Origin of the sequence: Streptomyces sp. NPDC058239 (assembly GCF_042882185.1) — a bacterium.
GTDB lineage: Bacteria > Actinomycetota > Actinomycetes > Streptomycetales > Streptomycetaceae > Streptomyces.
Window position 1 is genome coordinate 83,131 of the sequence record NZ_JBHVWS010000020.1, and the last position, 20,194, is coordinate 103,324.

The following is a 20,194-nucleotide window of genomic DNA, read 5'->3' on the forward strand; positions in this document are numbered from 1 at the left end:
GCCCGGCATTTGTTCAGAGTTATGTCATGGACACCGAATCCTCGATGGCGCCCTCGACGACAACCCGCTCCAGGGCGCTGGCCACCGAAGCCGTGCACGCAGGCCGCGACGATCTCGCGGCCCTGGGCCTGCATGCCCCGCCGATCGATCTGTCCACCACCTACCCCTCGTACGACTCCAGGGGCGAGGCCGAGCGGATCGACACCTTCGCCGCCACCGGAGCCAGGCTCGAAGGACCACCCGTCTACGCACGGCTGGACAACCCGACGACGGCCCGCTTCGAGACCGCCCTCGCCCGGCTCGAAGGAACGGAGAGTGCCGTGTCGTTCGCCAGCGGAATGGCGGCGCTCACCGCCGTCCTGCTGGTCCGGGCGAGCATGGGACTGCGCCATGTGGTCGCCGTCCGACCGCTCTACGGCTGCAGCGATCACCTTCTCGGCGCCGGTCTGCTGGGCACCGAAGTGACCTGGACCGACCCCGCGGGCATCGCGGAGGCCATCCGTCCGGACACCGGGCTGGTGATGGTGGAGACGCCCGCCAATCCGACGCTCGCCGAGGTCGACATCCACGCGATCGCGCACTCCTGCGGTTCCGTGCCGCTGCTCGTCGACAACACCTTCGCCACGCCCGTGCTCCAGCGACCCGTCGAACACGGCGCACGGATCGTGCTGCACAGCGCCACCAAGTACCTCGGTGGGCACGGCGATGTGATGGGTGGGGTCGTCGCCTGCGACGAGGAGTTCGCGGCCCGCTTGCGGCAGGTGCGCTTCGCGACCGGCGGGGTGCTGCACCCGATGGCCGGATATCTGCTGCTCCGCGGCCTCGCCACGCTCCCGGTCCGGGTGCGTGCGGCCTCCGCGAGCGCCGCCGAACTGTCCCGCAGGCTGACGGCCGATCCGCGTATCGCCCGGGTCCACTACCCGAAACTTGGCGGGGCGATGGTCTCGTTCGAGGTGTACGGGGATCCGCACCGGGTGATTTCGGCCGTACGGCTCATCACACCCGCGGTCAGTCTCGGCAGTGTGGACACCCTGATCCAGCATCCGGCCTCCATCAGCCACCGCATTGTGGATGAGGGAGACCGGCAGGCGTCCGGGGTCGGGGACCGGCTGCTGCGGATGTCGGTCGGTCTGGAGGATGTCGAGGATCTGTGGGCCGACCTGTGCCAGGCACTGAGCTCACAGGAGGTCGGTCGTCAGGAAGTCCTCCGCCCGGAAGCCCCCCGGCATGAGGCCCTCCGCCCGGAAGTCCTCCGTCAGGAGGTCAGCGGCCGGCCTGTTCGTACGGCGGCAGCGAACGAACCGGAGTCGCGTCCAGCCGTGCGGTGATGACCAACGTGCCCTCCTCGATCTGATAGTCCAGCGGCAGGGACAGCGCACGCATGGCCGCGACCATGCCGGTGTTGGACGCCTGGGTGACGGCGTAGACACTCTCGCAGCCTGCTTCGATGGCGAGCGTCACCAGTCGGCCGAGGAGCTCGGAGCCGATGCCGCGGCGCTGCCATTCGTCCTCGACGAGGAGGGCGACCTCGGTCTCGTCGCCGTCCCAGAGGAGGTGGCCGAGGGCGACCAGCCGGCCCGAGGCCGTCTGCACGGCCAGGGTACGGCCGAAGCGAGGGCTCAGCAGGTGGTCCAGGTAGCGGTCGGCGTCACGGACCGGGCCGTGGTACCGCAGCCGCAGCGTCTGCTCGGAGCAGCGGTTGTGCATGGCACGGGCCTCTTCGAGGTCGCTGCGGTCCGCGCGGCGCACGGTGATCTCGTTGCCCTCGGGAAGGGTGAGTACCTGCTCGCTGCGCGGCACACGGGGGCCGAGCCGGGCGTCGAGCTCTACCAGGGCGCGGGCCCGGGCGAACTCGGTCGGGGTGAACGGAAGGTAGGGCCGTTCGATGGTGATGGCACCTCCGGAGGGGTCGCGCAACCGCATCACCGTCTCCTCCAGTACGCCCTCGACGGGTGCGGTCTCACCGGTTGCGCGGCCGGTGAGCGAGACGGCGGGCAGTGAATGGATCGTGCAGCGGCCGAGCAGCTGACGCAGGGCGAGGGGGAGTTCGGCGGCGTCCAGGGCCGTGCGTGTGGCGAGGCCCAGGATGCGCGTCGGGGCGTCCACCAGATCGTGCGCGTCGGCCCGCTCGATCCAGGTGGAGCCGCCCCCCGCGGCAGAGATCGCCCGGCTCAGCTGCTGGGCCTGGAGCGGAGCGGGGGCGCGCAGCAGGAACTCGTCGACCGTGCCATCCGCCAGCGGGTGCGTCTGCAGGGTGAGAATGTCGACCCGGTGCCGGGCGAGCGCGACGCACAGCGCGGCCAGACTGCCCGGGATGTCCCGAACGGTGGTACGCATCCGCCACAGCACCGTGTCCTCGGGGGAAAGGGCCGGGCCTGCGGCGGTGGGCGTGGTCACGAGCGCGGTCGCGGCGGCGTCCGTGCGGTGCGACACGCTGCCGCTGTCGGGGACGAGGTCGGTGCGGGTCGGTGGCGGGGCGTGGCTGTGGCGACGTGCCCACCAGGTGTGGAACGCGGCTGTCACGGCCAGGGCCACGGCCGAGGCGATCAGGAGATACGGTCCGTCCGGCTGGTGCCCGATCAGGTTGGCGATCGCGTCGGCCACCGCGACCGCGGTGAACAGTGCGGCCAGTTCGGTCACGTCCCGCCGCCAGTGGTGGGAGCGGCGGGCAGTCTTGGCGGATGTCACATCAGTCATGCCTTCACTGTGACTGAGCGGTGTTGCCTGATCACGAACGCTCTGTGACTGATGGGTTAAGTGTGGATCTAGTCCCCTATCGTCTGTTTTGGCGGATTAATGTCTTGATCGATTGTGGTTCGCGGCAGTACAGCAGCCTCCCGCGGGTCCGGGGCCGGAGGAGGCTGCACGGCAGTTCCCGTCCGGGCCCCGGACACCCGGGCGTCGGGCCCGGGCAGGGGCCGTCGCGCCGGACGGGTTCTGCCCGGCCCGGGCAGAACCCATCGGCCCGGACAGGTCGCTGCGGGTTACGCCAGGATGTCCTGGGCGGTCATGTCAGTACCGAACCGTGTTCCCAGGTCGCCTTCAGGCGCGCTGCTTGACGTACCAGCTGCGAGGATCCGCCGCGCGCCGCAGTTTCGGCGAGCCCGGCTATCGGTTCGGTACCTGTCGCACCACAGTGCTCCACGCACTCGGCGGCCACGGAGAGCAGGTCGCTCAGCCCGCGAGGTCCCTTCTTGTGCGCCAGCAGCCCCGGCAGAACGATGGCCAGGACGGAGAGCACCGTCCGGTATGCCCCGGTGGCGGCCGCGGTACGGGCGGAATCCGCGAGACGAGTGGGCTTCACCAGGCTGTGGTCGAGGAGGATCGCCAGCTCCTTGCCGAGCAACGCGGCGTCCAGCCGGTGCTGGGCAGCGAGTATCAGCAGGGCGTCCACCGCCGACAGCCGGTCCTCCGGGTGCCGGGCTCCCAGCCCGTATGCCACGGCGAGATGTGTGGCTTCGGAGGCGGGCCCGCCGAGTTCGACGAGTGCGGTGAGCGGCTGGGCAGCGCCCCTCAGTTCATCGGTCGCACAAGTCGCGACGGTCGGCAGCAGCCACGCGGCCAGTGTCTCTCCGTCCTCGGGCAGCGTGGCGAGCCAGGACCCCGGGTGGTCGCCCCAGTGGTAGCAGATGCGATGGCGCGGGGTATGCGGATGGCCCAGCCAGTGGAAGGAGCGAGGGAACTCCCGCTGGATGACGGGGCGTTCATTGCTGGCCATCAGGACGCGCCGCGTCCAGTCCGTCGGCTGCCGCATCTCCCAACCATGGGCCAAGGACTTCTGCTTCTCCAGATCGAACCGGAACACAGGCGCGAGCGGCTCGTCGGCCTGCAGCCAGGCGGCCAGCCGGTCACCCTCCGGGGTGCCGAGCAGGGCGGCCGCCGCCGCGGCCTCGTGCTGACCGGTGCGCCGCACGCGCAGCAGGGCCTGGGCGAAATCCGCGTCTTGGGGCCGGATTCCGAGCTGCTGATACGTACGCAGCCGCTCGACCAGCACAGCAGGGTCGAGGGAGCCGGTGTGCCACGTCGGAAAGGCCAGCAGGAACGGCGCGCTGCCGCTCAGCACGGCGTCGGCGGCCTCCCACAGCCGGGCCTTCATCACCCCTTTGAGCGCGGCATGGACGCAGGTCCCGGTGCCGGTCCAGGCGGCGCGTCCGTCATGCACGGCCTGTACCGACACCCGTCCGAGCAGTACGGCCACGACGAGCTCGATACCCGCCTTTGAGCGGAGCCGCCGCTCGACCTCCGGCAACGGTTCGTCGTCGAGCCACCACTGACCCGCCAGCGCATCACGCAGCGCGTCGGCCAGCGCCGACCGATCGGTGTGGGCTTGGCGGACCAGCCCGTCCAGCGCCCGCTCGAAGGCGGTGACATCCCACGATGCGGATCTCGCCAGGACCACCACCTCCTCGACGAGCTCGGGCAGCGTCGCCGGTGCCGGTTCGAGACGTTGCAGGGCCGGAGCGGGTGGCAGCAACTCCTCGTACGGCTCCGCCGCCGACCGGTCGTCCAGCAGGCCGCCGAACACCTCGGCCGCAGCCGTGCGGTGAGCCGGTCCCAACAGCGAGGCGGACAGGGCGAGTTCTTCCCGAACCGGGTCACCGGCGGCGGGCAAGTACCGTGCCACGAGTTTGAGCGCCCGCTCCTGGATGGCGATGTCCTCGTGCCCGAACGCTTCCGTGACGACGGGCAGCAGTTCGCGGGCCGTCGACGGATCGCGACGCAGTGCCTTGCCGATCAGCACGAGCTGGGCCCGGACCAGCTTCTTCTCGGTGCGGAACAGCATCGAACCCGACACATCCGCCAGGGCCCGCACGGGCAGTTCTCCGCGCTCGTCCAGACGGCCGAGCACATCCTGGGCATGGCCGGCCACGGTGGAGATCCCGTCCGCGGCCATTCCGATCCAGTCGGCGACCCGCTCGGCCTCTTCCTGCCCGGTCAGCGCGAGCCGGCGCAACACGGCCAGGAAGAACCGGAGATCTCCGGGCCTTCCGCCGCGCAGCAGCCGGCTCACGCAACTGTTGACGAGCACCGAGCGCTCCAGATGGCCCTCGTCCGCGAGGACGGCCAGCGCTTCGGGCCAGTGGCAAGGGTTGTCGGGTTCGTCGATCCAGGTCACCTGTGGCGGCAGTTCCGCCATCTCGAAAAGCCGCGGCACCATGACGCTCAGATGCGGGTCGGCACGGAGGATGTCGCGCAGCGGTTGCGTCCTCTGCCGCCGCCACGGTGCGGTCGATACAGTCTCGGCCCAGCCCTGCACGAAGCCATCAGTGGTGGGCACCGGGCATCGAGCGATCTTCACCAGCCCGGAGATGAGCTCGTATGCGGTCTCCGCAGTTGCGGCCCGCCCCGCCAGCCGATGCGCGACGTCACCGAGCCAGGCGGGGTCACGGTCCGCCAGGACTTCGAGAACCAGCGGGTACGGGGACCGTGCCCAGCCCAGCAGATCCCGGCCGCCGATCCAGGTGGCGCAGCCCGCGGCGCCGGTGTGACAGCCCGCCCCGGCCACCAGCAGGGCCTTCCGGATCTTGTCCTGTTCGCGCCAGTGCCAGCTCCGCGCCTCCTTGCGGAGCTCCTTCAACTCCGCCAGCGCCGACCTGCGTTCGGCATTGTCCAGTCGGGCCAGCAGCGCCGGCACGTCTTGCTTGCGTCCTTCCCGTACCGCGGTGAGCAACTCCTTCATCGCACGCCTCCGGCGACAGGTGCACCGCGACGGACCATCCGGACGGCCAGCGCGTGCTTGCACGGGCCCCGCCGCCCGCGGTAGTCCGCCCACCACTGGCACGTACAGCTCAGCACCCCGTCCCCCTCCCTCACCTGGTAGCGGCGCTCTCCCGAGGACACGGCCGCCACGTCCCCGTCGAGTACGACGGCGCCCGATCCGGCCAGCTGCCGGGCCGCCACCAGCCGCGGATTGTGCCGCTCGGCCCGGTCGGCGTCGTACGGCAGCTCGCGGTGGAAGTAGGCCGCGTCGGCGAGGTCGTAGCCGACCCGGCCCGCTGTTCCCAGCCGGGTGAGCGCGGCACGTACCCGCTCCACCGTCAGTCCCGACTGCTCCGCGAGGTCGGCGGGTTCGATCCGCGGCTCCCAGGCCAGGAGCACGGAGACCAGCTCGGCGTCGGCCGCGGCATCGTCGGTGGCCAGCGCATCGAGCACCCCGCCCTCACCGGAGAACCCGCGCGAGGCATCGGGCGACAGCGTCAGGGTGAGCCGCATGCCCGGCAGCACCACCTCCCAGGCGCTCGCGGTCGCCGCTCCGTCGGCCACCGGTCCGTACACCCGCAGTGATGTCGCATGACGCAACACCCGCTGCAGTGCCGTCAGTCGCTCCGGGCCCGGCAGACACACCGCCCCCGCCACCGGCCGTGTCGTCGGCCGCAACGTCTTCCCGGCGGGAACCACCCACTGCGCGCCCCGCGAGGCATTCCCCGACGAACGAGGCAGCGAACGCAGGAACCGCACAGCCTCCGCGGCCGACAGCTCGGCCCTCAGATCGAAACCGGCCGACACCACCTGCGCCTCGGCGAAACCGCGCAACCACCGGTCGGGCAGGGGCACCTTCTTCTCCACGACCGGACCGTCCATGGTGGTGACGGCCAACTCGTCCGGGCCCACCCGCATGTGCAGCGGATCGTCGCCCGCTATCCGGGAAAGAGCCTCCCGCAGCGGATTGTTCACATCCACATTCGTCGTACCGTGACCCGTCTGCGCACCGTCCAGACCGTCCCGCAGCACATCGAGGCGCGCATACACCCCGCAACAGCCGGAGAACGACTCGAAGCGCAGCCGGTCGCCGTTGCCCGTCACCACCGGGTCGAGCGACGAGGGCAGGGTGCGCTGGTAGTAGCGTGCGGATGCCACGTCCGCCACGGCCAGCAGGCCGCGGGCAGCGATCCTCGGCGAGGTGAGGAAACCGGAGAAGAACCGGGGGTGGGGCTCGATGCCCCGCGGCGTGTGACCACCGGCGGTCTCCAGGCCGAGGAGCTGTCCGGCCTGCGAGGACTCCAGGGCGGACGGGCGTGAGTAGGCCAATGCCTGAACGGATCGGGTCATGCAAGAACCGTAGAACCCACCACTGACAGTCGGTCCCGACCACTCACCGGGGCCGACTGTCAGCTTGCCGGTTCACTGTCCGACGCGCCCCGGCTGCAGCACCTTGCTGAACAGCACAGAACCGCCCTGCGCCCGCAGCCGCACAGTCAACTCGCCGCTGCCGCCGTCGATATCGACCTCGCCGAAGAACTGCGGAGACTCCATCGGCGACACGTTCGCGCGCTCGGGCGCCCGCACGAAGACCTGGTCGGGACCGAACGTCGCGTCGAGTGCGTTGGCCGGGAACTGACCGGCCGCCAGCGGCCCGGAGACGAACTCCCAGAACGGTGCGAAGTCCTTGAACGCTGCGCGCTCGGGCTCGTAGTGCTGCGCCGATGTGTAGTGCACATCGGCCGTCAGCCAGACCGTGCCGGTGATCCGCCGGTGCTTGATGTACCGGAGCAGTTCCGCGATCTGGAGCTCACGGCCGAGCGGGGTTCCGGGATCGCCCTGTGCGACCGCTTCGAAGTCCGTCGCACCGTCGGTGACCACCAGTCCCAGCGGCATGTCCGCGGCAATCACCTTCCACACCGCACGGGACCGCGACAGCTCGTGCTTGAGCCAGCTGAGCTGCTCGGCGCCGAGGATGCCGGTGGTGTCGTCGGGCTGCCGGCCGGGGGAGTTGGCGTTGCGGAAGGACCGCATGTCGAGGACGAAGACATCGAGCAGCGGACCGTGCCGCACCACGCGGTGCATCCGGCCCTCGCCCTTCGAGGCATGCAGAGTGGACACCGGGAAGTACTCGCGGAACGCCCGCATCGAACGATCCGCCAGCACATCGACGTTCTTCTCGGTGTAGCGGGAGTCGTCGAGGATCTGCCCGGGATACCAGTTGTTGCGTACCTCGTGGTCGTCCCACTGAACGATCGAAGGCACCTGCGCGTTGAACTCGCGGAGGTTGCGATCGAGCAGGTTGTAGCGGAAGTTCCCGCGGTACTCGGCAAGGGTCTCGGCGACCTTCGCCTTCTCCTCCGTGGTGACATTGCGCCAGACACGCCCGTCGGGCAGGGGCACGCTCGGCTCGATCACCCCATCCGCGTAGATGTTGTCGCCGCTGCAGAGAAAGAAGTCCGGGTCGAGGCGGCGCATTTCGTCGTACACCACGTAGCCGCCGATGTCCGGGTTGATGCCCCAGCCCTGGCCCGCGATGTCGCCGGACCACAGGAAGCGCACCCCGTCCCGGCGCCGGGCGGGCGCGGTCCGGAAGGTTCCGTACACCGGTTCGCCGGTGCGGCGGGGGTCTTCGGGGTCGGCGAGCGTCACCCGGTAGTGCACCTGCTCACCCGGTGGCAGCCCGTACAGCGGTGTCGTCCCGGTGAAGTCCGTGTCGGAACCGACCAGCGGACCGTGCCAGGTGCGGGCCCGCCGGAAGGACTCCGTCGCCGATGTCTCCACGACCATCCTGGCCGGACGGTCCGACCGGACCCAGACCAGCGCGGACGACGCGGTGACATCGCCCACCTGCACGCCCCATGCCGCGCGCGGCCTGCCGGACAGTGCGAAGGCGGGGGCCGCGGCGCCCACCACGGGGAGCGTGAGCGCCGCCGACGCGACGAGCGAACCGCGCAGCACACCGCGGCGGTCGAGGGACGGAATACGCGGACGGTACGACATCGAGGCGCCTCCGGGGCAGTGGTCAGCGGACGAACGGGTGGCCGGTCGACCGACCCCACCCTCGTGCCCGTCGGCGGCGCGCACACCAACCTCAGATGAACTCCCGGCCCCGGCCCTCACCGATGTCCGGTCCTTTCGCGTACCGCTGCGCCGCGGCCAGCAACCGCACACCCTGCGCGATGTCCTGGGGAGCCAGATGTGCGTAGCCGAGAACCAGGCTCACTGTCCGGTCCGTGGAGGGCACGGTGCCGAAGTCGCCCAGTGGCCGCAGGGCCACTCCGGCACCGGCCGCGCGCGCCATGAACACCGGCTCGGGGCCGTACCGTTTTGGCAGTCGGGCGATGATGTGCAGACCGGCGGCGATTCCGCTCACCTCGGTACCCGGGAAGTGCTCCGCCAGCGCCGCGGACAGCGCGTCGCGACGCTCACGGTAGGCGCGCTGGCAGCGGCGCAACTGCCGGTCGTAGCCGCCCCGGCTGATGAAGTCGGCAAGGACTGCCTGGTCGACGGTCGGATTACCCAGATCCATCGTGCGTTTGCGGGCGACGATCTCGTCGGTCATCTCCGCCGGTGCGAGCAGCCAGCCCAGCCGCAGTCCGGGGGCCAGCGACTTGCTCACCGAACCGGTGTACGCGACATGTTCGGGGTCGAGACCCTGCAGCGCGCCGACGGGCGCACGGTCATAACGGAAGTCACCGTCGTAGTCGTCCTCCACTATCAGCCCACCCGTGGAGCGTGCCCAGTCCAGAAGCCTGCTGCGGCAGGCGGCGGAGTATGCGATTCCGGTGGGGAACTGGTGCGCCGGAGTGGTCACGACGGCGCGCACGCCCGAGCGTACGAGGGGCTCGGCAGCCAGCCCTTCGTCGTCGAGCGGCAGCCCGGCGGTGGCGATTCCCGCAGATGCGAACAGCGCTGCGTGCTCGGGGCTTCCGGGATCCTCGACGCCGACGGTACGTATCCCCCGCCCGTGCAGCACAAACCCGAGCAGAGTCGTCGCCTGCGCCACGCCGGAGCACACCACCAGGCGCTCCGGATCGGCGACCACTCCACGGCGCCTGGCAAGCAGTGCGGCCAGGGCCTCTCGCAGTTCGGGCAGCCCACGCGGATCGGGGTAGCCGAGTGCGCTGTGCGGCAGCCGGCCGAGCACCGAGCGGTACGTGGCGGCCCAGGCGCTGCGCGGAAACAGTGACAGATCGGGAGTGCCGGGCCGGAAGTCCGCACGAGCACCCGGGGCGCGCGGAGCGAGATCGCGCGCCCCCGGCGTGGCGGCCCGGACCGCGCCGCTCACCCACGTGCCCGCACCCCGTCCGCTGGTCAGATACCCCTCCGCCGTGAGCTGCTCGTACGCCTCTGTGACCAGCCCCCGCGACACCCGCAGATCGGCGGCGAGCGCACGGCTGGACGGCAGCCGCGTACCCGGAACAAGACGGCCGGAGCGCACGGCCTCGCGCAGTGCCGACTGGAGTGCGCGGCCGCGTCGACGGGCCGGGGCCGCGGCAGCCGGAAGCAACAACTCCCAGGCAGCGGACACGAACTCCCCGGGCTCCACGCGGTCCGATGGTGAATTGGTCCCCGAAGACATCATGCAAGTGGACCTTAAACCGGACCGTCCGGCTGCCTAGCGTCGACTCCATGAACGCCATTTCCCTGCGCGGGGCGCTTCTCGCGGCCTTCGCCTGCATCCTTGTGGGCGCTTCCTTCACCGCCAACAGCGTGCTCGGCGACTACCCGTACGCGGGCGGCCAGACACTGCGCTACGGCCTTGCCGCGCTGCTGTTCCTGCCGCTGCTGGCTCGCGACGGGCAGCCCTGGCCGATTGTCACGCTTCGCACGCTCACCCTGTGCGAGTGGGTACGGCTCGCGCTGCTGGCAGCCGTCGGAATGGTCGGCTTCAACCTGGCCGTACTCGCAGCGGAACGATCCGCGGAACCCGCCGTTCCAGGGGTGTTCGTCGGCTGCGCCCCGATCCTCGTCGCCGTCCTCGTACCGCTGCTGGACGGCCGGCGCCCGATGCGCGCGGTCCTGTACGCGGCCGCGCTCGTTGCCGCCGGGGCCTTCACCGTTCAGGGGTGGGGCCGTACGGATACGGAGGGAATCCTCTGCTCGGTCGGCGCGCTGGCGGGCGAGGTCGGCTTCGCCGTCCTCGCGGTACCGGTGCTGCGCCCGCTGGGACCGAAACTGCTGTCCGCCACGGTCTGCGGCATCGCCGCCGCGGAGTCCATGCTGCTCGGTGTGCTGATCGACGGCGGGGCCGTTCTGCGGATCCCCACACCTGGCGAGGCCGTGGCGCTGCTCTGGCAGGCAGCCGTGGTCACCGTTGTCGGTTTCGTCTGCTGGTACATGGGCATGCAGCGCATCGGCGCCGAACGCGCCACACTTTTCTCCGGCCTGATCCCGGTCTCCGCCGCGCTCACCGCACCGCTCGTCGGCACCGGTTCGTACGGGATCCCGCAGGCCGGCGGCAGCCTTCTGGTCGGGCTGGGTGTGGTGCTCGGCTCGGGCGTCCTGCCTCGCAGTGGCGCGGCGCGGGGTGCCGACTCAGCGGCTGGTGTCGAGAATGACGCGCGCGACGAGCGCCGGATCATCGTTCATCGGAACATGCCCGCAACCGGGCAGCCGCACCAGCCGGGCACCGGGAATGGTGTGCTTGGCCCTGATTCCCTGGCGACGCAGCAGCAGCCGGTCGCGGCTGCCCCAGGCGACGGTCACGGGCAGCCCCGGCACGTCGTCGGTGAACGTGACACTCCGCCCGACGGCAAGCGTCTGGCGGAAACCGGTCGCCTCGCGCAGGGCGATGGTCTCCGCGACGACGGCGCCGGGTGAACGGCGGCCGGGCCGGGCGTAGATGGTGCTGGTCAGCGCCGCACGTCCGGCCGTACTGCGTGAGAGCCGTTCGATCAGCGGCATGGGCATCGACAGCGCGCCCCGTCGCATTGCCCGCAGCGTACCGAAGGCATAGCGCCGCTCGCTCTCCGTCCAGAAACCGGCGGGCGACAGCGCCGTCACCGACCGCACGAGCTTCTCGCGGCCCAGCCCCAGCGCCAGCAGACCGCCCAGCGAATTGCCTGCCACATGCGGCCGGTCCAGGCCGAGCTCCTCGCAGAACGCTCCGAGCACCGGGACCATGTTCGCCAGGCCGTACGGAACACCGTCGGGCAGCGCCGAGGAGGCACCGAAACCGGGAAGGTCCACGGCTATCACATCCCGTTCCACGGCCAGGACGGGCAGCACCGGATCCCAGGCCTGACGGTGATGACCGATGCCGTGGAGCAGGAGCAACGGCTCCCCGGAACCGGTCCGTTCATACGCGATGGACACGGCCCGAGGCCCTTGAGGTGAGTCGACGCCGAACGAGACCGTGGTGGCCATGCTGGTGCTCCTGGGGTGATCCGGCATGAACGGGCCATGCCTGAGGTGACTTAGACGTCTCGTCAACAACAATTACCGCTCGGTAGCTTGCAGTTCAAGAGGCCGGGCGCTTCGTGCTGGACAGTCTGTGGAGTCTCGGCTGGGATGGAGGGGTGACAGCCGACACCGCGAACGACGTCTTCGAGGACCACCGCCCCGTGCTCACCGGGGTTGCCTACCGAATGCTGGGCAGGATCGCCGATGCCGAGGATGTGGTGCAGGAGGCATGGCTGCGCTGGTCGTCCGCATCGCGTGAGGATGTACGGGAGCCGCGCGCCTTTCTCGTAAGGATCACCACCCGTCTCGCCGTCGACCGGTTGCGGCAGGTGCAGTCGCGGCGCGAGGCGTACGTCGGGCCGTGGCTGCCGGAGCCCCTCGTCACCGACTTCGGGCCGGCCGTGCCCGACACCGCGGAACAGGCAGTTCTCGCCGACTCCGTATCGGTCGCCGTGCTTGTCGTCCTCGAATCGCTGTCGCCGCTGGAGCGGGCTGTCTTCGTCCTGCGCGAGGCGTTCGGCTTCCCGTACGCCGAGATCGCCGCCACCCTGGACCGGACCGAGGCCGCGGTTCGGCAGCTCGCGGGGCGTGCGCGGCGCCATGTCGAGAAGCGCAAACCGCGCTACGACGTCGACCCGGCCCAGCGCCGTGACCTCACGGAGCGGTTCCTCGCCGCGGCGGCGGGCGGTGACATCGAGGAGCTTCTGGTCCTGCTCGCACCCGATGTGCGCCTCGTCGGCGACAGCGGCGGAAAGTCCAAGGCGCCGCTGCGGGTCATCGAGAGCGCCGACAAGGTCGGCCGCTTCCTCGTCGCCGTGGCCCACGGCCAGGCCCAGGAACTCGATGTGCGGTTCCTGGAGCTCAACGGCGCGCCGGGCCTGCTGGTCCTCGAAGGAGGAAAGCCCGACTCCGTCTTCCAGGTGGACGTCAGGGACGGGCTCATTCAGTGCGTATATATCGTGCGTAATCCTGACAAACTCACCAACCTCGCCGGAGTGTAGCCGGACCTCCCGGCCGCTGGTCGCGCTCCCGATCGTCGCAAGCGCCTCCGGTTTGCCCAGCCCGGGGATCCCTCTGCTGTCCCCGCCCTGAGCCCCACGGTCTGCCCGGCCGTGGGGCCTTGTGCTGCGGGCGCCTCACGGCACCACGAACGTCCTGTGAACGCTCTGCGGCAGAGGGCCGTTTCGCTGCGTGACCGAAGGAGGATTGGTCTTGACCAAGGGTGCGTGCCGTCCTATGGTCTCAACGTTAAGACAGGAACCTTTAATAAATAACGTCGCGGAAAAGCCGCTGGGCGATTGCGGAGGACAGGGTGGGGACCACGCAGCTGGAAACGGTGCAGGAGCCGAAGTACTGGCACCTCAAGACCGTGCTCAGTGAGGCACTCGACTCGGACTTTGCGGTGGGCGAGATCCTGCCCAACGAGCGCGAGCTCGCCGCCCGGTTCGGAGTCGCCCGAGCCACGCTCCGGCAGGCTCTGGAACAGCTCGAACTCGAAGGCAGGCTGCAGCGCCGCCGCGGCGTCGGGACCACCGTCGCCCCGCCGCGCGTCGGGGTCGCCGTCTCCACGGCGCAGCGGGACTGGTCCGACGGCGGTGTCGGCGAGGCATGGCAGCCCGTGGACTGCACGACGGCGGTCGCACCGGCATCCGTGGTGGCCATGCTCGACGTGGACGGCGACGAGCCGGTGCACATCGTCCGCCGGATCCGGGCAACCCACGGTCAGGCGGTCGCGGCGGAACTGCTGTACGTCCCGTCGTCGTCCGTGCCCGAACTCTCCGCGATCGACGCCCCGTCCGGTCCCGCCCGGGCCCGCAGCGTCCTGCGCGAGCTGCACCGTCTCGGCCTCGACGGCCAGGACCGTTCGGTGGAGCTCGGATCGGCGCGCGTGGACGACGCCAAGGAGCTCGACCGGCTTCCCGGCGCCCCTGTTCTCGTCGTCACCACCCGATATCTCGTGGCGGGCGCCGCCGCGGCGCTCTCCGTGGCCACCTACCGGGCCGACACCTGCCGGCTCACCTTCGGTGACTCGGGCGGCCTCGAGATCAGCCATCACGGCCAGGAGCGCCAGGCCTCCTGAGCACGACCGGCTCCGCCGGTCCGCCATGCCCGTGTACGGCCCGTCGCACTCAGCGGCGGGCCGTCACCGTTGCCTCCACCGCGAAGAGCTGCTCCTCGACATGGTCGAGGGCCAGCCGCAGAGCCCCCGTGGCCACCGCCGCCTCTCCGAGCAGCGACAGCGTGACCCGCGGTGGCCGAAGGCAGTAGCGGGACAGCTCACGGCGGAGCGGATCCAGCACACCGTCCAGCCCCGCGGCCCAGCCGCCGATCACCACAAGCTCGGGGTCCAGCGCCAGCACCAGAGCCGCGACGTCATGCACCAGGCGCTGAATGAACCGCTCGACCGCCGCCTGCGCCCGGACCTCGCCATGCCGTGCCTTTGCGAACACGGCGGCGACCGCAGGCTCGTCCAACGGGTCCAAAGGCGTGTCCGTCGTCGACAGAAGCTTCTCCGGCGTCGCCTCCCGGCCGAGGAGATGCAGCGCGCCGATCTCCCCCGCCGCACCTCCGAAACCGCGGTGCAGCCGCCCACCGATCAGCGAACCGGCGCCCGGGCTCAGCCCTGCCAGGACGAACACGATGTCGTCGGACTCGGTGGCTGCACCCTTCCAGTGCTCCGCGACCGCCGCGGCATTGGCATCGTTCTCCACGAGGACGGGGCAGCGGAAGGAGCGCCTCAGCCGCTCACCCAGCGCCAGACCGGTCCAGTCCGGCAGCGCGGTGCCCAGCCGTACGGTCCCGTCGGCCTCCACGATGCCCGGGCTGCCGACCCCGACCGCACGCAGACTGCTCCGGGCCACGCCCGTCCGCCGCAGGACATCGGCGACCACTGCCCTGACCTTGTCGAGCCGGTCGTCGGCGCAGGCCGTTTCCGACACCTCGCGGGAGCCCGCCCCGATGATCCGGCCGTCCAGCCCCGACAGCAGTGCGGAGATCCGGTGCGGGCCGATCTCGATGCCGAGCAGATGCCCGGCCTCGGCGCGGAACCGGAACCGGCGGGCCGGTCGCCCCTGACGTCGGGTCTCACCCCCGTCGGGCAACGACTCCACGACCAGTCCGGCCTCGAAGAGCCCCTCCATGACGCCCTCGACCGTCGGCCGGGACAGACCTGTGATCCGGGTCAGGTCCGTGAGGGTGGGGGAGCCGGCACCCCGGAGGGCGTGCAGTACCACCGCGGAATTGATCCGTCGCAGCAGCGACGGGTCCCCACCGGTCAGCCGGCCCACGGTGTGTCCTCCCAGCTCGTGCGCATGTCAGGCGGATGGTACTCGCTGTCCGGGTGCGGGGCGACCGCGGGCCCGAACGGCTGTCCGGGGCCGGTGGCCTTCGGCTCGGAGCGACGAACCCGGACTCGTACGCTGCGATCACCGCTCGGGTACGGTCCCTGGCACCCAACTTGGCCAGTGCGGCGCTGACATGGGTCTGCACCGTCTCGACACCGACCACGAGCCTGGCGGCGATCTCCGCGTTCCACAGGCCACGGGCCACGGGCCATGAGCCGGAGGACCGCAGCCTCACGCCCGGTCAGCGATGCCCGGTCCATGGCCGCCCGCGCCTTGCCCGTGCCGTACTCGACGGCGAGTTGCCGGACCGCCGCCGGGAACAGCGATGACTCGCCCTCCGCGACCAGCCGCACCGCATGCACGATCTCGGCGGGCCGGGCGCGCTTGAGGAGCGAACCGTCCGCTCCGGCGCGCAGCGCCTCGTACACGTACTCGTCGTTCTCGAATGTGGGGACCACCAGGATCTTCGGGGGGTGCGGCTCGGTCCGCAGCACCACCCGCGTCGCCTCGATGCCATCCGTCAGCGGCATCCTGACGTCCATGGCCACCACACCGGGGCGCAGCTGATGCGGCAACGGGATCACTGCGGCGCCGTCACCCGCGTCGCCACCACCTCGATATCGGGCTGAGCCTCAAGAACCGCGCGCAGCCCCGCCCGTACGAGGGGTTCGTCATCGACCAGAAGAACGGTGACCGGCCTCGGGTCGGCCCAGGCCGTTCAACGGAAGACTTGCGTGCACCCTCCATTCGCCGTCGTACGGACCGGTCTTGGCCTTTCCGCCCAGCAGCGCGGCCCGCTCGCGGATGCCCCGCAGCCCGCTCCCACCGCCCGGCGTGCCCATGGAATCAGTGATCTGCCCGACCGGGCAGGACAGTTGGTGCTCGAGCAGAACCCCGAAGGCAGTCTCGGACGGTGGAGCGGTCCCGCGGTGGCAGCGGCCGCACTGCCGGCAGGATGGTGCGCGATCCGGCGAAGGGACGCACAGCCCGCTGCCACGTTCTCAAAGATGGAGCAAGACGGCTGAAAGCCCCTCAAAGCTCATGACACGGAGCGGCTTGTCAGTGCTGGGCGGTTTACTGGCGCCATGACCACCGCACATCACCTCCGCCTCATCGACGGGATGCGCACCCGGGACTTCCCCGCGGAGCGCATCCGGTCAGGCTCGGGAGTCAGCGGGCCCGGCTATCACGCAGCGTCCTTGCACGCGGACATCGACCACTGGGACGACGACGAGGCCGGGCGACTGGAGCACCGGGCCCAGTGCCTCGCAGAGCATGACGCGCTGCTGACGCTGCTCGTCGGCCGCTGGGGCGAGCCGCAGACGATCAGCCTGTGGAGTGCGCAGGAGCGGATGATGGCCGGTGAGGAGATTCCGGAGGCGTGGGCCGAGACGGTCGCGGGCTGCGAGTACCTCCAGCTCTGGCGGATCGAGGACCGATGGGTTGCCATGGGGCTCTACCTGGAGGAGGAAGGCCCCGGTTGCGAGCTGAGCGTTGTGGTGACGGAGATAGATCCACCGTGACAAGAGCAGGCTGCTGCCCGCTGAGACGGAATGGGGCAGCCGTCCGCTGTGTCGGCCCGGGTATCCGCCTCCTGCGGACGGGCCCTGTCACCAACCTTCCGCGACGGCCCCGCCGCCGCTCACCGTGATGGGCCAGGCACCGGCCCTCTGCCACGGACAGAACCACAACCGGACGGCCATCGGCGTCAAGCCGCCGTGCGGGCGCCGGGGCGTCAGGCTCCTTCGGTGGTGCTGACGCCGTCGCATTCGACAGTGGCGCGGAGGCGTCCGTACTCCTCTGCCATCGTCTGAGCGGTCCAGTGGGCGTTCAGGCCGCTGGGGTTGGGCAGGGCCCAGACGCGGGCGCCGCCGATCGTGTGGTCCTGCGGACCGATCCGGGCGGTTCGTCTACCGAAGGCGGTGCGGTACGCAGTGACCCCCACGACGGCCAGCCACCGCGGTCGCAGCTGCTCGACCTTGGCTGCCAGGATCTGTCCGCCCTCGCGGAACTCCACTGTGGACAGCTCGTCCGCCCGTGCGGTGGCCCGGGCGACCACATTGGTGATGCCCAGGCCATATCGCAGCAGTTCGGTCTGTTCTGCCGGCTTCAGCTGCCGAGGGGTGAAGCCGGACCGGTGCAGTACCGGCCAGAAGCGGTTGCCGGGGTGGGCGAAGTGGTGGCCCGTTGCCCCTGTCATCAGGCTCGGGTTGATCCCGCAGAACAGCACATGCAGGCCGCCCGCGACCACATCGGGAACGGTGCGGTCGCGGGCGGCCTGGAGCTCTTCGGGTGTCATCCGGCTGTGGTGGCGGCTGTCAGAGGATGGAGCCCGGCGTGTATCCGGCGGCCTCGGGGTGCTGCTTGGTGATCTCCTCGATGCGGGAGATCAGCGCGGTGACCTGGTCGCCCGCCGCTCCCGTGAAGGAGAGCTTGTCGGCCATCAGCGCGTCCAGCTGTGCGCGGTCCAGCGGGATGCGCTCGTCGGCGGCCAGCTTGTCGAGCAGCTCGTTGCGCTCGGCACCCTGCTCGCGCATGGCCAGGGCCGAGGCGACCGCGTTCTCCTTGATCGCCTCGTGGGCGACCTCGCGGCCGACACCGGCGCGCACCGCACCCATCAGGACCTTGGTCGTGGCGAGGAACGGGAGGTAGCGGTCCAGCTCCCGGGCGACGACGGCCGGGAACGCCCCGAACTCGTCGAGCACTGTCAGGAAGGTCTCCAGGAGACCGTCGAATGCGAAGAACGCGTCGGGGAGCGCCACACGGCGGACCACGGAGCAGGACACATCGCCCTCGTTCCACTGGTCGCCGGCCAGCTCGCCGGTCATCGACGCGTAGCCGCGCAGGATGACCATCAGGCCGTTGACGCGCTCGCAGGAGCGGGTGTTCATCTTGTGCGGCATCGCGGAGGAGCCGACCTGACCCGGCTTGAAGCCCTCGGTCACCAGCTCGTGCCCGGCCATCAGACGGATCGTCTTCGCGACCGACGAGGGCGCCGCGGCCAGCTGCACCAGTGCCGTCACCACGTCGTAGTCGAGTGAGCGCGGGTAGACCTGGCCGACCGATGTGAAGGCTTGAGCGAAACCGAGGTGCCCGGCGATGCGCTGCTCCAGCTCGGCGAGCTTTCCGGCGTCGCCGCCCAGCAGGTCGAGCATGTCCTGGGCCGTGCCCACAGGGCCCTTGATACCCCGCAGCGGGTAGCGGCCCAGCAGGTCCTCAAGCCGCCCGTAGGCCACCAGCAGCTCGTCCGCCGCGGTCGCGAAGCGCTTGCCGAGCGTGGTCGCCTGCGCGGCGACATTGTGCGAGCGGCCGGCCATGACCAGCTCGCGGTACTCGCCCGCCAGCTTGCCGAGCCGGGCAAGGACTGCCACCGTGCGGTCGCGCATCAGCTCCAGGGAGAGCCGGATCTGAAGCTGTTCCACGTTCTCGGTGAGGTCACGGGAGGTCATGCCCTTGTGGACCTGCTCATGGCCGGCGAGGGCGTTGAACTCCTCGATGCGGGCCTTGACGTCGTGACGGGTGACCTTTTCGCGCTCGGCGATCGAGGCCAGGTCGACCTGGTCGACGACACGTTCGTAATCGGTGAGGGCGGCGTCCGGCACCTCGATCCCGAGGTCCTTCTGAGCGCGCAGCACCGCCAGCCACAGCTGGCGTTCCAGCTTCACCTTCTGCTCGGGGGACCAGAGGACGGCCAGCTCCGTGGAGGCGTAGCGGCCGGCCAGGACATTGGGGATGCGAGGCTTCGCAGACACAGCAGTCACGTGTCCAGATTCTACTGGCGGTTTCTGCAGGTCGGCGCCGCGGTCCGGTTTGTGGGTTGCTACGAGAGCGGAGTCACATTCACCTGGCGCCACGTCGCCACCGGGCCGGGGGCGTGGGCATCCTCGGGGGTGACCCAGAACGCTCTCCCCAGTTCGGCGCTGTACTGAGTGCCCGTCCGCCCGTCTCCGGACGAACGGCCGGTCAGACGGCGGCCGATCCACGGCATGAGGTGCCGGCGGGCGAAACGGAGGTCGTCGATGCGTCGTATCGCCCATTTCGGAGGTACGGCGGCCGGGAGCGGCATCCGCCAGTCGTTCTCCGGCGGCAGCCCGAGCGTCTGCCAGACCGCCTCCGCCACCCGGCGGTGGCCGTCGGCCGTCAGATGCAGCCGGTCGACGTCCCACAGACGGGGATCGCCCAGGGCCGGTGCTCCGTACAGATCGACGACCGACGCTCCGTGGCGGGAAGCCAACTCGTCGACCAGGGAGAACAACTCCTCCATCCGAGGACGGAAACGTTCCATCACCGGGCCGTTGCGGCCGGGGCTGCGCATGAGCACAAGCTTCCTGCATGAGGGCGCGAGACGCTCCACGGCCTCTTCGAGCCTTCCGCGGACCATGCCCATGTCGCATTTGGGCCGCAGCGTGTCGTTGAGACCGCCGACGAGCGTGATGACATCCGCCTGCATGGCGGCGGCCGCATCGACCTGCTCGTCGACGATCTGGGCGATCAACTTGCCCCGTACGGCGAGATTCGCGTACCGGAATCCCGGAGTGCGGACCGCGAGCCGTCCGGCGAGGACGTCTGCCCAGCCCCGGTACGAGCCGTCGGGCAGCAGGTCCGACATGCCCTCGGTGAACGAGTCGCCGACCGCGACAAAACTGGTGTAGGAGGCATTCATTTCCATGGCGATGCGATCGTATCGCGGTGGGATCCGGCCGCTTCCAGAAGGCGCCGGCCAGGTGCCGGGCGTTGCAGTG

General features: G+C 70.4%; 14 protein-coding genes and 3 pseudogenes. 5 read left to right on the top strand and 12 right to left on the bottom strand.

Annotated features, from left to right (window positions below; genetic code table 11):
- The first annotated feature begins 26 nt into the window (after nucleotides 1-26).
- On the top strand, nucleotides 27-1,328 hold the full coding sequence (locus ACFVYE_RS22035; protein WP_383958636.1) for a trans-sulfuration enzyme family protein: 1,302 nt from the start codon (nucleotides 27-29) through the stop codon (nucleotides 1,326-1,328).
- Here ACFVYE_RS22035 and ACFVYE_RS22040 read toward each other — a convergent pair.
- The 5 genes from ACFVYE_RS22040 to ACFVYE_RS22060 all read right to left on the bottom strand — a co-directional run bounded on the left by ACFVYE_RS22040 (nucleotide 1,264) and on the right by ACFVYE_RS22060 (nucleotide 10,288).
- Entirely contained in the window at nucleotides 1,264-2,697 is a 1,434-nt protein-coding gene (locus tag ACFVYE_RS22040) for a GNAT family N-acetyltransferase (protein ID WP_389606973.1), read from the bottom strand. The genes ACFVYE_RS22035 and ACFVYE_RS22040 overlap by 65 nt on opposite strands.
- Before the next feature lie 310 nt (nucleotides 2,698-3,007).
- Nucleotides 3,008-5,680: a DUF6493 family protein gene (locus tag ACFVYE_RS22045; RefSeq protein WP_383958632.1), complete on the bottom strand. Its 2,673-nt coding sequence runs from the start codon at nucleotides 5,678-5,680 to the stop codon at nucleotides 3,008-3,010.
- Nucleotides 5,677-7,050: an SWIM zinc finger family protein gene (locus ACFVYE_RS22050; protein WP_389606975.1), complete on the bottom strand. Its 1,374-nt coding sequence runs from the start codon at nucleotides 7,048-7,050 to the stop codon at nucleotides 5,677-5,679. Before ACFVYE_RS22050 ends, ACFVYE_RS22045 begins: the two co-directional genes overlap by 4 nt.
- 72 nt (nucleotides 7,051-7,122) lie before the next feature.
- On the bottom strand, nucleotides 7,123-8,703 hold the full coding sequence (locus tag ACFVYE_RS22055; protein ID WP_383958629.1) for an alkaline phosphatase D family protein: 1,581 nt from the start codon (nucleotides 8,701-8,703) through the stop codon (nucleotides 7,123-7,125).
- A gap of 91 nt (nucleotides 8,704-8,794) precedes the next feature.
- Entirely contained in the window at nucleotides 8,795-10,288 is a 1,494-nt protein-coding gene (locus ACFVYE_RS22060; protein ID WP_383958627.1) for a PLP-dependent aminotransferase family protein, read from the bottom strand.
- Nucleotides 10,289-10,335: 47 nt separating this feature from the next.
- Between ACFVYE_RS22060 and ACFVYE_RS22065 the strand changes: the two are divergent.
- Nucleotides 10,336-11,184, top strand: a pseudogene (locus ACFVYE_RS22065) (DMT family transporter); the annotation flags it as partial.
- Nucleotides 11,185-11,241: 57 nt separating this feature from the next.
- Here ACFVYE_RS22065 and ACFVYE_RS22070 read toward each other — a convergent pair.
- Entirely contained in the window at nucleotides 11,242-12,072 is an 831-nt protein-coding gene (locus ACFVYE_RS22070) for an alpha/beta fold hydrolase (RefSeq protein ID WP_389606978.1), read from the bottom strand.
- 152 nt (nucleotides 12,073-12,224) lie between these two features.
- On the opposite strand from ACFVYE_RS22070, the gene sigJ reads away from it, so the two are divergent.
- The gene (sigJ, locus tag ACFVYE_RS22075) at nucleotides 12,225-13,109 is read left to right on the top strand and encodes an RNA polymerase sigma factor SigJ (protein ID WP_383958623.1); all 885 of its coding nucleotides are present in this window, start codon (nucleotides 12,225-12,227) and stop codon (nucleotides 13,107-13,109) included.
- 311 nt (nucleotides 13,110-13,420) lie between these two features.
- Nucleotides 13,421-14,188, top strand: a complete 768-nt coding sequence (locus tag ACFVYE_RS22080; protein ID WP_383958621.1) for a GntR family transcriptional regulator — start codon at nucleotides 13,421-13,423, stop codon at nucleotides 14,186-14,188.
- Between the two features lie 49 nt (nucleotides 14,189-14,237).
- On the opposite strand, the gene ACFVYE_RS22085 is transcribed toward ACFVYE_RS22080, so the two are convergent.
- The 3 genes and pseudogenes from ACFVYE_RS22085 to ACFVYE_RS22095 form a co-directional block, all read right to left on the bottom strand.
- A complete protein-coding gene (locus ACFVYE_RS22085) occupies nucleotides 14,238-15,395 on the bottom strand; it encodes an ROK family protein (protein ID WP_383958619.1) in 1,158 nt (385 codons plus the stop codon).
- Nucleotides 15,396-15,501: 106 nt separating this feature from the next.
- Nucleotides 15,502-16,134 (bottom strand): annotated as a pseudogene (locus tag ACFVYE_RS22090) (response regulator); the annotation flags it as partial.
- Nucleotides 16,124-16,291, bottom strand: a pseudogene (locus ACFVYE_RS22095) (two-component sensor histidine kinase); the annotation flags it as partial. The pseudogenes ACFVYE_RS22090 and ACFVYE_RS22095, both read right to left, overlap by 11 nt.
- Before the next feature lie 246 nt (nucleotides 16,292-16,537).
- On the opposite strand from ACFVYE_RS22095, the gene ACFVYE_RS22100 reads away from it, so the two are divergent.
- Entirely contained in the window at nucleotides 16,538-16,975 is a 438-nt protein-coding gene (locus ACFVYE_RS22100; RefSeq protein ID WP_383958617.1) for a hypothetical protein, read from the top strand.
- Nucleotides 16,976-17,187: 212 nt separating this feature from the next.
- Here the strand turns inward: ACFVYE_RS22100 and mug are convergent, their stop codons facing one another.
- Genes mug through ACFVYE_RS22115 form a run of 3 tightly spaced genes read right to left on the bottom strand, consistent with a single transcriptional unit; the run spans nucleotide 17,188 to nucleotide 20,121 of the window.
- A complete protein-coding gene (gene mug, locus ACFVYE_RS22105) occupies nucleotides 17,188-17,751 on the bottom strand; it encodes a G/U mismatch-specific DNA glycosylase (RefSeq protein ID WP_383958615.1) in 564 nt (187 codons plus the stop codon).
- A 19-nt stretch (nucleotides 17,752-17,770) separates the two neighbouring features.
- Complete coding sequence (gene purB / locus ACFVYE_RS22110) at nucleotides 17,771-19,213, bottom strand: adenylosuccinate lyase (protein ID WP_383958613.1); 1,443 nt, start codon at nucleotides 19,211-19,213, stop codon at nucleotides 17,771-17,773.
- A 59-nt stretch (nucleotides 19,214-19,272) separates the two neighbouring features.
- The gene (locus ACFVYE_RS22115) at nucleotides 19,273-20,121 is read right to left on the bottom strand and encodes an SGNH/GDSL hydrolase family protein (RefSeq protein ID WP_389606981.1); all 849 of its coding nucleotides are present in this window, start codon (nucleotides 20,119-20,121) and stop codon (nucleotides 19,273-19,275) included.
- Nucleotides 20,122-20,194: the final 73 nt, after the last annotated feature.